Raw genomic sequence first — 14027 nt, forward strand, 5'->3', positions numbered from 1 at the left:
GGCGATCGGATCGTTGTACGAGAGCGCGAACGCTCGGGTTACGGGACAGGCCCTACGACGTCATCGGCGTGGCCGGGAAGCCCAACACTTTCCTTAGCCTAATCAATTGGCTCGCCGGTTACCACCATATTTCGTCAATCTCACAGCAGCCCTCGGAGGCGACTGTCGGGCACGTCACAGCAGGTCGCCGCATGAGCCCGGCCCCCGAGGAAGAGATCGTCTCGATCGAAGTCGGATATGAGGAGATCAGCCGACACAGGAAAGCCGAGGCTCCCGCGTGATCGACTGATGCACGATTCGCATTGTGCCGAGGGTTTCCCGTCCGGTTTCGCCGCCGACGGAGCGGCCACCGGCCATCATGCCTTGCGGATGGTGCTGAAGGGGTCGGGGTCGGCGGGCGGCTCTTCCAGCAAGGTGCGCAGGCGCGCATTCACCACCCGCAGCTGCCCCAGCTCATTGTCGCGAATCAGGCTGTGCCCCTGCACGATCAGGGTATCGGCCAGCACGATGTCGACCATCGAGGCGCGGCGCTCGCAGAGCTCCTCGAAGAGGATGACATGCAGCTCCCCGGTGTGGTCGAGCAGTCGCTGCCACAGTCGGCGGAGGTCGGAGACGCGCTGGCGGAGCAGGTCGGGAGCGCGATTGTCGATGGCCTTGTGCACCGCCTCCTCGAGCTGGTCGAACTCGTGGCGGTACAGCTCGTGGCCGACGTCCCCGACGCGGGCCCGGGTAAAGCCGACCAGTTCCTTGGCTTCGGCGACGAGGCTCGGCCAGATGAGCTCGTCCTCGGCCTCGTCGATCGCGGCCCGGAGGTCGCGCAATCGCTGTGCTCCCGCCACGGCGGCGTCCGGGTCGGTGGCCGCCGCCTCGACCAGTTGCCGGGTATCGCTCACCGTTTTCTCCTCGTCCAGGCGCTCCAGCAGGAGCCCCGAGCTCGGATTCCCGAGACTGATGGCGCGCTGCCGGACCTCGACGAGGCGCTGCAGCTCCGCCTCGGTATCGCGGCGCAATTGGTCTGCGTCGGGCAGGGTTTCGGTGCGCAAATCGATGACGTTCTCGAACTCGGCGTCGAGGTAGGGCAGATAGGCGCGCGCGACCATGATGCGCGAGGCGTCGATCTCGACGGTCACCTCGATCTCGCTACCCGCGGGAACGGAGCGCTCGATCTGCTCGGCGGTGATGTCCAGTCGGCCGATGACCCGGTTGCGGTCGGCGCGCGCGTGCTCGCCCTCGACCACCGGGATTCGGATCAACCCGGACTTCGCGATGCCACGCAGCACCCCGACCGAGGTGCGGAGACGTTTACGGGCGCGCGTGGGCAGCGGCGTATTACGTTCGATCAACTCCTCGGTGCTGTTGTCGGCCAGGCCGAGACCGATGCGGTGGGTCAGCAACGGCTGGGTTTCGACCGCACCGACGGTGTAGGTCAGGCGATCCGGCACGAGCTCGCGTCGGCGTCCGTCGGAATCGGTGAGTTCGAGCTCGAAGGTGTTGGCGCGGCCGGTGTCCGCCCACAGCGTGGTGGAGAACATCCCGGTGTCGGTGACGGCGATCTTGCCACTGCGCCAGGGCGGCCGGGACTCCGGGTTCACCACCTCGATGGTGAGCCCGGCGGGCACGCCGCCCTCGCCGCCGTCGATCCGTCCGATCACCAGCGGCTCCCGGTCCGGGCCGACGGGCGGGTACTCGAGCTGGGCGGTGAACCCGCCGGGCACGGCCACGGGTGTGGCGCTCTGCGGAATCCTTTGCGTCCCAGCGAATATGGCGGCTCCGCGGGCCACGACAGTCAGGGGATCCTGGCTGTGGTCGAGCACGATGCCGAGGCCGTGCCGCTCGTCACCGAGGTACTCGCGCAGGTACGGCGACAGCGTCGGGCCACCGACCAGGATCATCTTGCCGATATCGCCGGGCGTCAGATGCGCTTCCTCGAGCGCCTTGCGGCACAGGTTCACCGACCGGGTCAGCAACGGCTCGGTCAGGCGCTCCACCTCCGAGCGCCGCAATTCGTAGTAGAACTCGAATCTGCGCCCGTCTCCGTCGTCGAACTCGATCTCGATATCGGCCGAGGGTGAGCGGGACAGCTGGATTTTCGCCTTCTCGGCGTTGAGCTTCAGCTTGTTCACCACCGAACGCCACCGCACCGCGCCGCGGGCCAGCTCGGGCAGCCCGAATTCCGCCCGCACGGCGGGAATCAGCAGCTCTTCGACAATCTGCCAGTCGATCAGCTTGCCGCCGAGGTAGTTGTCACCGCGGTGGTTGAGCACCGTGAATTCGCCCTCGCGCAACTGGATCACGGCGGCGTCGAAGGTGCCGCCGCCCAGGTCGTACACCAGCCAGCGCGCGTCCTCGTCGGCCGACTGGAAGCCGTAGGTCAGCGCGGCCGCCGTCGGTTCCTGCAACAGCGGCGAGAAACGCAGGCCCGCGGCTTCGGCGGCGGCCCGGGTGGCGTCGCAGGCCGCCATGTCGAACGCGGCGGGCACCGTCACCACCGCGGCCTCGATCTCCTCGCCGAGTCGCTGCTGCACATCGGCGCGCAACGACTTGAGCACCTCGGCCGACAGCTGCGGAGGCGTCAATTCGCGTCCGCTGGAGGCGAATCGCACCGATTCGCCCGCGGTTCCCATGCGCAGCTTGAATTCCACGGCCGCGTTGTCCGGATCGGACTCACTGCGTTCCTTGGCCGCACGACCCACCCGCAATTGCTCGCGGCGATCGATCCAGATCGCCGACGGTGTGGTGTCGGCGTCCTCGTTGTTCTTGACGATCTCGGCCTCGACACCGCGCAACACCGCGATGGCGCTGTTGGTGGTGCCGAGGTCGATCCCGAAGTCAACGGTCGATCTGTCCATGGGAATCCTCCGAGAGTTGTTGCCCGAGTTCGGGTGTGGCGACGATGATCTGGCCGCGCTGTACGAGTCGGCCGTCGAGATACACCGTCGGGGTGATCGTTTCCAGAACCGTCTCGCGGTCCGCCGACTCCGTGGGCTCGAAGGCGATCACCTCCACCGATTGGCCCGGGTCGAACGCCTCGCCGGTATGCGACTGCACGTGCACGCCCGCCTCGGCGAGCGCGAGCGCCATCGACTCCACCTGGCGGGAAAGGGAATTCAGCAGTTTCGCCGAATCATCGCCATTGGCGGTGGAATTGGCGGCGAGTTTGCTCCGCAACCTCCAGACCATTGTCGCCATTTCCACCAGCACCGGCCGGAAATCCCTGCCGTCCATAACACCTCACTTATCGGCGAACCGCTAGGCGGGCCGCTTGCCCGGCATCCAGCCCTTGGCCATCAGCTCGACGACGGTCGGAAACTTGTGTGCGCGCGCTTTTATCTCGATGCCGTAATCCGCGTTCCCGGCGACGATCGCGACCATCAACCCACCCGCGGCCACGATGAACAGCATGTGGGCGGCCAGGCCGGCGAAGAAGCCGACAATGGTCGTCACCACGCCCAGCAGGAAGACCACGGCGGCACGTCTCTCCCGCTTTGCCTCCGGCAGGTGCTCGTGCCAGCACGTCGCACACCGCGGTACCTCGACCGTGCACTGCTCCGTGCCGCCCCGGTAGGCCCGCAGGTCTCGATGCAGGTCGAGTGCGAGGTGGGCTCCGGGGTACTTGGGTTCCTTCCCACAGAACCAGCAGGTGGCCTCCAGCCGGGCGGTCTCTTTGCGCCGCTCGCGGATTCGGTTCAGGTTCGCGCTCTGGTCGGCCACATATTTCCTCGCCTCGCCGCCGAGGGGCAGGGGCCGGATCCTCGCCAGCAACGGCTCGACGGTGTCCAGATCGTCGGTGACATTGAAATAGTCCACCAGGCAGTAGGTGACCCGGGTGGCGACCATGTCCTGCCACTCCACGATTAGCTCGTGGTCGGGTCCCAGGTGGGCGCGCATGCGGGCGAGCAGGAACTGGGCACGATCCAGCAGAACTCCCGCCGCGTTCGCACCTCCGCGTTTATCGGCCGCGGTTATGGTCCGTGCGTGTGCGACCAGTTCCGAGAGTTTGTTGCGCGCGGTGTGCTCCCACCCTTCGGCGAGCCGCCGCCGGCTCGAGTCCGACGCGGGCAGGGCGATCCGCTCGAGCAGGGCGATGCTCGCCGTCCAATCCTCGGTCTCGTTCACGTATCTGATGTCGAGATTGACCGCCGCCCAGACGAGTTCGTCGTAGGCGCCCAGCCCCTCGAGGTCGGACGGCTCACGGATCCGGTCCATCGCCAGCACCGGTACCCGGGCGCGATCGAGCATGCGATGTGCCGCCGGTAGCGCCTCGCGGCCTTCGACATCGGCGACATCGGCGACGACAGCTCGAACGTGGGCGGCGAGGAGACCGACCGTCGACCGTCGCACGTCGTTGACCGTCTCCGCGGCGAAGGAACTCGGCGATCGGGACACTTGCTCACCGAATCGCGTGAGCACGTCGATGTGCAGGGTCACGGTCCTGGCGTCGGAGTCCTTGGCGGCCTGCACGATCAGCGCGGCATGGAAACGCAGGAGCCCGGCCGGCAGCGCGCGCCGCAACTCGGCCGGTGCCGAGTCGCCGAGTCTGCGATCGTCGATGCGGGCGGCCCGGGCTCGCAATCGATCCCACAGTGCCGCGCCGCTCAGCGCGACATCCCAGGCGGTGAGCGCGTCGAGCCAGGTTTCGGGCGCACGCCCCCGCGGCGACTCCAGACCCTGGATGTGACGCAGGACGGCCAGATTGTGTGCCGCGATACCGTTCTCGGCCAGTTGGCCCAGCCAGATCTGTTCCGCACCCGCGACATCGCCTGCCGCGAGCGCGTCGAGCGCAGGGTCGGCGCCCTCGGCCGGCCAAATCCAGAACAGCTCGTGCACCAGACGATTCACCGGGTCACGCAGGTGGTTGAGGGCGGCCCGGACGTCGCCCGGCTCGGGGGAGGCGGATACCGGCAACACGCCCCGGCTCGGCAGCGGCGCGCCGAGCCGCTCGCACGCCTCCAGTTCGGTTACCCGCGCACGAAATTGGCGCGAGTCCGCATCGGCGCGCAGTCCAGCCAGCCGGAATGGGTTGCGCAAGTATGGGGAGTCGTCGAGAACGGCATCCAGGGCCGCCGTCACTCCGGTGGACGCGGCGGTCACCGGCGTCGCGGGCGGCGGCGCGAGTGAAACAGATTCGGGCAGGATGGTTCTCGGCACATCGGGCCGCGGCTCGGCGGCCCCGCGGAGAATGTCCAGGTTCTCCTGAGCCCGCTGGTCGCCGAGGGCGATGGCGCGCTCGAACCATTCGGCGGCCGCAACCTCGTTCGGCGCGACGGGGCCCCGATCGAGCATGACGCCCAGGTTGTTCATCGCACCGGTCTGCCCACCGGCAGCGGCCTTCTCGTACCGCAGTATCGCATCGCCGAGTTTCCCCTCGGCCACATCGAGTAGCGCGACCTCGAAGGCGGCCAGGGCACAACCCTGGTCCGCGTCCTTCTCGTACCAGTGCCGAGCCCGCTCGTTGTCGGGCGGCTCCATCCGATACCGGTAGTGACGCCCGAGGTTGTGCATGGCATCCGAGTTACCGATTTCGGCGGCCTTCTCATACCACGAGATCGCCGCGGCGTAGTCGCGTGGTTCCAGCTTCTCCGAATACAGCTCTCCCAGACGGAAACATGCTTCGGCATCACCCGCTGCGGCCGCCTTCTCGAACCATCGGCGAGCCGTGGGATAGTCGGGAGGGTCGGCCCTGTAGTAGTAATAGTGCCCCAGGTTGAACACGGCAGCCGTCTGGCCGTGCTCGGCAGCCTGCTCGTACCATCTGTTGCCCGCATCGACGTCGCGCGGTTCCAGCTTCTCGGAGAGCAGAAATCCGAGCTGGAACATCGCTGCGGATTCGCCTGCCGCGGCGGCCTTCTCGAACCACCGTCGGGCCGCGGGATAGTCCGGCGGATCCGCCTGCACAAGCAGTACCCCGAGGTCGTACATGGCCCGGGGATCCCCTCCGCCGGCCGCCCGCTCGAACCCCTCACGCGTCGTCACCGCAGCGTCGTCCTCCCCAAGGTCGTTCCGCCACAGAGCCTCTCGCACCCGGTCAGCAACCGACGACCTTTCAACGCGAGATGGTACCGACTGTCCGCTTGGTCGTCGCCCATTTTTCGAACCGACGCCTCGACCGTCCGGTCGGCAACCAGGTCGCACTGGGCCGCGGGCGGCCGGTTCTGAACCGATTATGTTGGGGCACAGTCGATTGCGGAAATCAGCCAACTTCGGACACGTGACCAGAATTTAACGACATTTCGGTCATGGATCCTAGGGATTCGGCGTAGCGTCCCTTGAACATTCACCGAGGTTCCCCGTTTTGAAAGTCTCGGTAGGAGAGCAGACAGTACCGCCGATCCCTGGTCGGTCGGTGCCATGAACATGATGGCGGACAATGTGATCGACGATTCGACATCGGCCCCAACAGCACCCGAAACCCACCCCGCCCGGGCCGCGCGGCTGGCGCTGAACGGTGGTGATCCGGTACGGCGTACGCCCTGGCCGACCTATGACCGCGGCGCGGTCTGCGTGCACCCCGAGGACGAGGATGCGGCCCTGCGCGCGATTCGCAGCCACCTCTATTTCCGATACGACCATCGCCCGCCGCACGAGACCGAGTGCGCGCGCTTCGAGGCGGAACTGTGCGAGTACTTCGGGACCGCGCACGCGCTGGCCACCTCGAGCGGGACCACCGCGCTGGCGTTGGCGATCATGGCCTCCGGAATCGAACCGGGAGCCCTGATCGCTTGTCCCGGTTTCACTTTCGCGGCCACTCCCAGCGCCATCCTGCTGGCCGGATGCACGCCGTTCCTGGTCGAGGCCGATGCGAACCTGCACCTGGACGTGGAGGATCTGCGCCGCCGGTGGACGCCGCGCATCCGGGCGATCGTGGTGGTGCACATGCGCGGCTTCGCCGGAGACATGGACGCGCTGCTGCGTTTCGCGGAGGAGCAGGGTGTACCGGTGTTCGAGGATGCCGTGCCCGCGCTCGGCGCGGAGCTCAACGGCCGCAAACTCGGCACCTTCGGGCTGGCGGGCGCCTTCAGTACCCAGTCGGACAAGTCGCTCAACAGTGGCGAGGGCGGGTTCCTCGTCACCGACGACAGCACCCTGTTCGCCAGGGCCACAGTGCTTTCCGGCGCCTACGAGGGCAGGCTGCGACGGCATTTCCCGGATGGGCGGACACCGCTGGCCACCGATCTGGAACTGCCGCTGTACAGCTTCCGGATGGACGAGATCCGCGCGGCGCTGTTGCGCTCCGAGCTGGAACGGCTGCCCCTGCGACTGGCCGCCTTCCGGACGAATTACGACTATGTCGCCGCGCAACTGGCCGACCTGGACGACATTCGAATCCGGCAACCGGTCGCGGCGGGCGCGTATCTCGGCGAGGCCTTCATTTTCCAGGTCGCCGAAGGACGCGCAGAGTGGTTCGCGCGAGCGCTGTGCCGGGAAGGCGTCGAGGCGCGCAACCTCGGCTCGGACTCCGACCACAATATTCGCGCCTTCTGGAATTGGCGATTCCTGTTCCGCGGCAAGGAAACCGCGGAGGTACAGGCGTCTCTGCCGGCCACCACCGAGTACCTGCGGCGGGCCGTGGACATTCCACTGTCCTCGACGCTGTCGCGGGCGGATTGCGACGATCTGGTCGCGGCGGTGCGCAAGGTCGCGGCGGCGCTGACCCTGGCGGAGCTCGACGCGGACACCTCGTGGGCCGGGCGCCCATGACGGCCACACCCGAGACCGGAACGCTGCCGCGGCTCGCGCTCATCGGGGTGTTCGGCGGCTTGTTCTGCGGTTATCTCGGCTTGTCCGCGGCCATTCCGGTGCTGCCCGATCACGTTCGCGACCGTTTCGGTGCGGGCGATCTGAGCGTCGGGTTGGTGGTGACGGCCACCGCCCTGACCGCGCTGCTGACCCGGCCGGTGTTCGGCGGACTGGCCGACCGCCACGGGTATCGGCAGGTCATGCGGCTCGGCGCGCTGGCCATCGCGGCCGGTGGGCTGCTGTATTTCGTCCCGCTCGGCCTGGCCGGGCTGATTGTGGTGCGGCTGCTGGTCGGAGTCGGCGAGGCGGCGCTGTTCGTGGCGGGTGCGGCCTGGGTCGTCACGCTCGCGCCGCACAATCGGCGCGGGCAGCTCATCGGGCTCTACGGCGTCGCCATGTGGGGCGGTATCTCGGCGGGGACCGCGCTGGGTGCGGCGTTGCGGCACTTCGGGATCGGGGCGGTGTGGGCGCTGTGCGCGGTCGCGCCGCTGGCCGGGCTCGCGCTGATCACCGCCGCCGGTCCGGAGCCGCAGACCGCCCGGCCGAGCGGGGGGCGCGGGCTGATGCTCAAACCCGCGGCCCTGCCCGGACTGGCCCTGGCTCTCGCCGCGGCGGGCTATGTGGGGTTGGCCGCCTTCATCATCCGCGATCTTCAGGTACGCGGAATCGGTTCCGGCGCAGTCGTTCTGGCGGTCTTCAGCGCGGTGTACGCCGGTACGCGACTGGTCATCGGGAAGCTGCCCGATCAACTCGGACCGCGGCGGGTGGGCACCTGGTCCGGCCTCGGTGAGGCCGCGGGGCTGCTGATCATCGCGTGGTCGCCGAATCTGGCGGTGGCGGTGCTGGGCGTCATCGTCATGGGGCTCGGGTTCTCACTGCTGCATCCGTCGCTGGCCCTGCTGGTCATGAACAATGCCCCGAGTTCGAAACAGGGTGCGGCACTGGGTGCTTACACCTCGTTCTGGGATCTGGGGCTGTTCGTGTGGGGTCCGGCGACCGGTGCCATCGCGAGCGGGCTCGGCTATTCCGCCGTGTTTCTGGTCGGCGCGGGCTGCGCGCTGGTCGCCGCGGTCATGGCCTACACGATTCCGCAATCCGTGCACAGCGAAGGAGGCGGCGAATGAGCGACGCGCCACCGGTCAAGGTCCTGTCCGTTACCGGGTGGTGCCGCAACGGCAGCACCATTCTCGGCAATATCCTGAATGAGATCCCGGGCGTATTTCACGTCGGGGAACTGCATTTCCTGTGGAAGAACGCCGCCGGGCGGGGCGTGAACGAGCTGTGCGGCTGCGGGCACAAGCTCGTCGACTGCCCGTTCTGGTCCACCATCCTTCCGGTCGGCCGGGCCGATGATGTCACCCCGGAAGACCACGCGGACAAGGTGATTCGACGCCAACTCGGCTATGCCCGCACCCGGCACACCTGGCAGGTGCTGGGCCGCGGACTGCGCAATGAGCCCTTGCGTGCGCATGCGGACCTGCTGGGCGGGGTCTACCGCGCCATCGCCGAACGCAGCGAATCGCAGGTGATCGTCGATACCTCGAAGATGCCGGGGGAGGCGGCACTGCTGTCCTATCTCGACGGGATCACGCCGTACTACCTGCATCTGGTGCGCGATCCGCGGGCCGTCGCCCAATCGTGGAGCAAGCCGAAGGAATACGTGTACGCCATGTCGGCGGGCAAGAGCACCGGCTATTGGAGCGGGTTCAATCTCGCGTCGCACGCGATCGGCCGGAAATTCCCGCAGCGGTCGCTGTTCCTGCGATACGAGGACTTCATCGCCGATCCGGCGGGGACGATCGACACGGTGCTGCGGCTGTGCGAGCTCGATCCGGCGGCCAATCCGATGACCGGACGCACGATCGAGCTGCACGCCAATCACACGGTCACCGGGAACCCGGACCGGTTCCACACCGGAGCTACCGTCATCCGCCCGACCGATGACGCCTGGCGTGACGCGCTGCCGAATTCGGCCCGGGCGACAGTGGCGGCGCTGTCCTGGCCGCTGGCGATCCGGTACGGGTATCCGATCTTGGATCGGCGCGGGAGAGGTTGAGCGACAGTGGATTTGGGACTGACCGATAAGGTGGCGCTGGTCGCGGGCGGATCGAGCGGCATCGGGTTGGCGATCGCCGAGGAGCTGGCCGCCGAGGGCGCCCACGTCGCCATCGGGGCCCGGGACCCCGGGCGGCTGGCCGCCGCCGAACGCACGATCAAGGCGGTGGCGCGTGGCCGGGTCCATGCCACCCGCGTGGACGTCACGGACCCCGACGCGGCGGTCGGCTGGGTCGACGAGGTCGCCGCGCAGTTCGGTGGGCTGCACATCGTCGCCGTCAGCGGCGGCACACCACCCACCGGCAATGCGACGGCGTTCGAGGCGTCCGAGTATCGCGACGCGATCGACACGGTGCTGATGCCCGCGGTCCGGCTGGCGCTGGCGGCCGTGCCGCACCTGCGCGAAGCACGTTGGGGCCGAATACTTCTGGTGGCCTCGGAGACGGCGGCGGTCCCCATCGGCGGATTGGCGCTGTCCGGGGTGAGCCGGGCGGCGATCGTGCGATTCGCGCAGGCGCTCGCCGCGGATGTCGGGCGCGACGGGGTGACCGTCAATGTGCTCGCACCGAGCGCGACGCACACCCCGCTGCTGGAGCGGGTGCTGGCGCAGGGCTCCGCGGGCGGGCCGATCGAGGCCGAATTGGCCGCGGTCGGCGGTAAGACCGCCGTGGGCCGCATCGCCCAGCCCGCCGAAATCGCCGCCCTCGCAGCATTTCTGGCCAGCGAACGGGCCGGATACATCACCGGCACCGTCCAGTTGATCGACGGCGGCTCGAGCGTGCTCGGCGCGTCCTCATCGCATTACACCGTTTCCCAGGAGGGGACATGCTGAAGGCAGATTCGATCAAGAAGACCCTGGCCGAGGTTGTCGCGGACCGCAAGAGTGAGCTGTCGCCGGGCCGGATGTTCGTCGAGGCCTGCATCCGCGACGGATTGGATGCCGCCGTCGAATACGACGTGACGATCACGGACTCGCTGACCAGCTCGCGGCGCAAACCCCGCAATCCCGCCCGCAACATGCTCCGGACCATCGACCTGTCGCGGGATCCGCGCCGGTTCTATTGGCACGAAGCCGCACCCACGCCGGAGCACACCCCCATCGAGGGCGCGGACGTGCGGCGCGAGCTGGCCAGCACCTTCCACAAGTCGCCGATCCCGGAGCTGCTCACCACCACGGCGTGGGTGCAGGTCCCGCCGGAGCTGTGGGAGGATCCCGACACCTTCGAGAACTTCCTCAACTACCGGCTGATCGTGCGGCTGTGCACCGCCGAGAACCACACCATCATCAGTGGTCCGGGCGGGCTGTTGAACATGCCGGAGATCGAGCGGATGACCGAGGCGGGGCCGTTCGCGTCGACGATTCTGCGCGCCTGCAATGAGATCGAGCAGATGGGCGGCACCGCCGACGGCATGATCATCAACCCGGTCGACTACTACCGCGCCATGGGCAGCGGGCGGCTGATGGAGGATCTGGAGCAGAACGGCGTGTTCATCGTCCGCACCCGGCTGGTCGAACCGGGTAGTGCCATCGTCGGCGACTTCGGCCACGGCGCACAGCTTTTCGATGCGGGGCGATCGGTGATCCGCTTCGCCGAACCGCCCGCCGGGACCTTCACCGAGCCCGGGATCGCGTTGCAGGCGCAGATCTACGAGCGGGTCGTGGTCAATCTGCCGACGAACTTCTTCGTCGTCAGCATCTAGGTCGCGGCCGTGACGAGCGAGCAGGGGACTCCCGGTCGGGAGGACCCCGATGTGGTGGTGATCGGCGGGGGAGTGGTCGGGCTGTTCTGCGCCCAGCAGTTGCGGCGGCGCGGAGCCTCGGTCACGGTGCTCGAGCGCGACACGGTGGGCGGATCGCAGTCGTGTTCGTTCGGCAATACCGGGTTCGTCGGCACGCACGGCGCCGCACCGCTGGCCGAACCCGGCATGCTCGACCTCGCGGTGCCCGGTGCGACGGATCCGGACGCGCCCTGGTACATCCGGCCCGGACCGGATCCGGAATTGTCGCGCTGGCTAGGGCATTTCCGGCAGGCCTGCACCGCCGAGGCCGCGGCGGCCGGATTCCGGGCGCTGATCGCGATGAAGAAGCGCAGCCTCGAAATCCTGCTCGGGCTCAGTGCCGACGAGCAGCTGGGCGATCTGCTCGAATCACCGGGCATCGTGCTGGCTTTCAAGACCGCGGCCGGATTCGACCAGGCGTGCCGGAGTGTCGCGCGGACCGTTGCCGGCGGGGTGCCGCTGCGCGTACTCGCGCCGGGAGAGCTGGAAGAGCTCGCGCCCAAGACCGTATTCGATATTCACGGCGCGCTGTACAACCCCGAGGGTGCGTACCTGCACGTCCCGGAGTTCCTGGTCGAATTCGGCCGGGTGCTCCGGGCTTCTGGGGTGGAGATCCGCGAGCACACCGAAGTCACGGGGTTCAGCGTGCGCGATCGGAATATCGTGCGGCTCAACACAACTCACGGGCAGCTGCGACCGGGGAGCGTGGTCATCGCGGCCGGTGCCTGGAGCACCGAGTGCGCTCGGATGGCGAATATCGACCTGCTGCTGCAGCCGATCAAGGGTCACAGCCTCACCATGGCCATGCCACCGGGTGCTCCCGGGCTGCCGGTTCTGCTGAGCGAGGCCAAGGTGGCGATGGTTCCGCTCGGCGACCGGCTGCGGATCGGCGGTCTGCTCGAACTGACCGGGATGAGCACGACGGTCTCCGAACGCCGGGTAGCGGCGCTGCGGCGCGCCGTGCGCGAATACCTTCCGGCGCTGGAGGAAACAGCGAGCCTGCAGACCTGGAGCGGACTTCGGCCCTGCACGCCGGACAGCCTGCCGCTGGTCGGTCCGGCCGGTGCGGTGCGCAACCTGCTCATCGCCGCCGGACACGGCCATATCGGTATGGGACTCGCACCCGCGACCGGCGAACTCATCGGCCAGATCCTCGCCGGCGAGCCGACACTGATCGACCCGATCCCCTTGCGGGCCGGTCGTTTCCATCCCGCCAGCTGACCCGTCACCCGAACGGTGAAGACATGCCAGAAAACACCGACGCCAGGATCGGCGTCTTATGCCTCGACACCGCGTTCACCAAACTCCCCGGCCACATCCGCAACCCGTCGACCTTCGACTTCCCGATCCGTTATCGGGTGGTCCGCGGCGCCACTCCGCGCCGCGTGGTCACCGAGGGGGATCCGAGCCTGCTCGACCCGTTCATCGATGCGGCCCGTGAACTGGAATCCGAAGGCGTGCAAGCGATCACGTCGGCCTGCGGCTTCCTGGCCCTGTTCCAGCAGCGGCTGGCCGATGCGGTCCGTATTCCCCTCTACACCTCGAGCCTCATCCAGCTTCCCCTCGTCCACCGCATGTTCGCCACCGACCGCGCGGTGGGCCTGCTCGTCGCCGACGACCGTGCCCTCACCCGCCGCCACCTGGAAGCCGTGGGCGCCCAAGCGGTCCCGATCCACGTCGCCGGAATGGCCGATTACCCGGAATTCCGCGAGGTCATCCTCGAAGGCCGCCGCCACAACCTCGACGGCGACCGCCTCCGAGCCGAGGTCCTGCAAGCGGTATCCCGGCTCACCGCCGACCACCCCGATCTCGGCGCCCTGGTCATCGAATGCACCGACCTTGCCCCCTACAGCCACGCCATCCAGCAACTACTGCGCATCCCGGTCTTCGACATCGTGACACTGACCAACATGGTCCACCACACCCTGTGCCGCCGGCCTTTCCCGGAACCAGTTCCCCGTCAGAATGATTCGAACGGGTGACGTAAGGCATGTGCTATTCGCCGACGTAGTCGACGAATGCCGCAAACACTTTCCGCATAGTGGCCTGGCTGATCGTTAGGTGCGAGATCGTCGTCGATTCGGTCGAGAATCGGCAACACGAGAGCGGTGGACATCGCACGGTTAGCGCCGTCGTTGGAGATCACGACGACCCGGTGGCCGGATATGCTCGACGACTTGTCGCGGCCACTCACGCCGGGCAGGTAGGAGCGGATCTCGCCGCGCCGGACTGCCATCTAACGCGCCTCGCTGCGCACCTGCCGCATCGCCGCTTGTTGTAGTTCGAGATCGGCCAGCGCACGAGCCTCGACGTCATCATTTTGCCGCCGCTCCCAATCGCTGACGGCTTGCCCGGCCAGGTACATGAGCTCGTGGCGCGCGGCCCGTTCCATGAAGGAACGGTACCAACACTCGACAGCTCGGGACGCATCCACAGGGCGAGCTCCGGGCTCCTGA

Annotated in this window: 12 protein-coding genes; 7 read left to right on the forward strand and 5 right to left on the reverse strand. The window is 67.9% G+C overall.

Annotated elements, in window-relative coordinates:
- Nucleotides 1-356: 356 nt before the first annotated feature.
- Genes ON43_RS16940 through ON43_RS42545 form a run of 3 tightly spaced genes read right to left on the reverse strand, consistent with a single transcriptional unit; the run spans nt 357 to nt 5973 of the window.
- Nucleotides 357-2849, reverse strand: coding sequence for an Hsp70 family protein (locus tag ON43_RS16940; protein ID WP_040808416.1), 2493 nt, complete (start codon nt 2847-2849; stop codon nt 357-359).
- The gene (locus ON43_RS16945; protein WP_051178534.1) at nt 2830-3225 is read right to left on the reverse strand and encodes a hypothetical protein; all 396 of its coding nucleotides are present in this window, start codon (nt 3223-3225) and stop codon (nt 2830-2832) included. The genes ON43_RS16940 and ON43_RS16945 overlap by 20 nt, the downstream gene beginning before the upstream one ends.
- 24 nt (nt 3226-3249) lie before the next feature.
- Entirely contained in the window at nt 3250-5973 is a 2724-nt protein-coding gene (locus ON43_RS42545) for a tetratricopeptide repeat protein (protein ID WP_157514073.1), read from the reverse strand.
- A gap of 384 nt (nt 5974-6357) precedes the next feature.
- On the opposite strand from ON43_RS42545, the gene ON43_RS16955 reads away from it, so the two are divergent.
- The 7 genes from ON43_RS16955 to ON43_RS16985 are packed head-to-tail and all read left to right on the forward strand — an operon-like array spanning nt 6358 to nt 13553.
- Nucleotides 6358-7698 carry a DegT/DnrJ/EryC1/StrS family aminotransferase gene (locus ON43_RS16955; protein ID WP_040808683.1) on the forward strand — a complete coding sequence of 447 codons (1341 nt, stop codon included), beginning with the start codon at nt 6358-6360 and terminating at the stop codon, nt 7696-7698.
- Nucleotides 7695-8861, forward strand: coding sequence for an MFS transporter (locus ON43_RS16960; RefSeq protein ID WP_040808685.1), 1167 nt, complete (start codon nt 7695-7697; stop codon nt 8859-8861). The genes ON43_RS16955 and ON43_RS16960 overlap by 4 nt, the downstream gene beginning before the upstream one ends.
- The gene (locus ON43_RS16965; protein WP_040808419.1) at nt 8858-9793 is read left to right on the forward strand and encodes a sulfotransferase; all 936 of its coding nucleotides are present in this window, start codon (nt 8858-8860) and stop codon (nt 9791-9793) included. Before ON43_RS16960 ends, ON43_RS16965 begins: the two co-directional genes overlap by 4 nt.
- 6 nt (nt 9794-9799) lie before the next feature.
- Nucleotides 9800-10624 (forward strand): SDR family NAD(P)-dependent oxidoreductase, encoded by an 825-nt coding sequence (locus ON43_RS16970; RefSeq protein ID WP_040808420.1) that lies wholly within the window; start codon nt 9800-9802, stop codon nt 10622-10624.
- Entirely contained in the window at nt 10618-11493 is an 876-nt protein-coding gene (locus ON43_RS16975; RefSeq protein WP_040808422.1) for a family 3 encapsulin nanocompartment shell protein, read from the forward strand. Before ON43_RS16970 ends, ON43_RS16975 begins: the two co-directional genes overlap by 7 nt.
- Before the next feature lie 9 nt (nt 11494-11502).
- Nucleotides 11503-12792: an NAD(P)/FAD-dependent oxidoreductase gene (locus ON43_RS16980; protein ID WP_040808424.1), complete on the forward strand. Its 1290-nt coding sequence runs from the start codon at nt 11503-11505 to the stop codon at nt 12790-12792.
- A gap of 23 nt (nt 12793-12815) precedes the next feature.
- The gene (locus ON43_RS16985; RefSeq protein WP_051178536.1) at nt 12816-13553 is read left to right on the forward strand and encodes an aspartate/glutamate racemase family protein; all 738 of its coding nucleotides are present in this window, start codon (nt 12816-12818) and stop codon (nt 13551-13553) included.
- On the opposite strand, the gene ON43_RS44845 is transcribed toward ON43_RS16985, so the two are convergent.
- Together ON43_RS44845 and ON43_RS44850 are read right to left on the reverse strand one after the other, a co-directional pair.
- Nucleotides 13532-13807 carry a hypothetical protein gene (locus tag ON43_RS44845; protein ID WP_157514074.1) on the reverse strand — a complete coding sequence of 92 codons (276 nt, stop codon included), beginning with the start codon at nt 13805-13807 and terminating at the stop codon, nt 13532-13534. The two genes, ON43_RS16985 and ON43_RS44845, sit on opposite strands and share 22 nt — an antisense overlap.
- Nucleotides 13808-13963: a hypothetical protein gene (locus ON43_RS44850; RefSeq protein WP_157514075.1), complete on the reverse strand. Its 156-nt coding sequence runs from the start codon at nt 13961-13963 to the stop codon at nt 13808-13810.
- Between the last annotated feature and the right edge of the window lie 64 nt (nt 13964-14027).

This window comes from Nocardia concava NBRC 100430, assembly GCF_000308815.1.
Classification (GTDB): Bacteria; Actinomycetota; Actinomycetes; order Mycobacteriales; family Mycobacteriaceae; genus Nocardia; species Nocardia concava.

What these genes read in the sequence shown, in the direction of transcription:
- ON43_RS16940 (WP_040808416.1), bottom strand. Translation starts at nt 2,849, where the DNA reads ATGGACAGATCGACCGTTGACTTCGGGATCGACCTCGGCACCACCAAC.
- ON43_RS16945 (WP_051178534.1), bottom strand. Translation starts at nt 3,225, where the DNA reads ATGGACGGCAGGGATTTCCGGCCGGTGCTGGTGGAAATGGCGACAATG.
- ON43_RS16955 (WP_040808683.1), top strand. Translation starts at nt 6,358, where the DNA reads ATGGCGGACAATGTGATCGACGATTCGACATCGGCCCCAACAGCACCC.
- ON43_RS16960 (WP_040808685.1), top strand. Translation starts at nt 7,695, where the DNA reads ATGACGGCCACACCCGAGACCGGAACGCTGCCGCGGCTCGCGCTCATC.
- ON43_RS16965 (WP_040808419.1), top strand. Translation starts at nt 8,858, where the DNA reads ATGAGCGACGCGCCACCGGTCAAGGTCCTGTCCGTTACCGGGTGGTGC.
- ON43_RS16975 (WP_040808422.1), top strand. Translation starts at nt 10,618, where the DNA reads ATGCTGAAGGCAGATTCGATCAAGAAGACCCTGGCCGAGGTTGTCGCG.
- ON43_RS16985 (WP_051178536.1), top strand. Translation starts at nt 12,816, where the DNA reads ATGCCAGAAAACACCGACGCCAGGATCGGCGTCTTATGCCTCGACACC.
- ON43_RS44845 (WP_157514074.1), bottom strand. Translation starts at nt 13,807, where the DNA reads ATGGCAGTCCGGCGCGGCGAGATCCGCTCCTACCTGCCCGGCGTGAGT.
- ON43_RS44850 (WP_157514075.1), bottom strand. Translation starts at nt 13,963, where the DNA reads ATGGAACGGGCCGCGCGCCACGAGCTCATGTACCTGGCCGGGCAAGCC.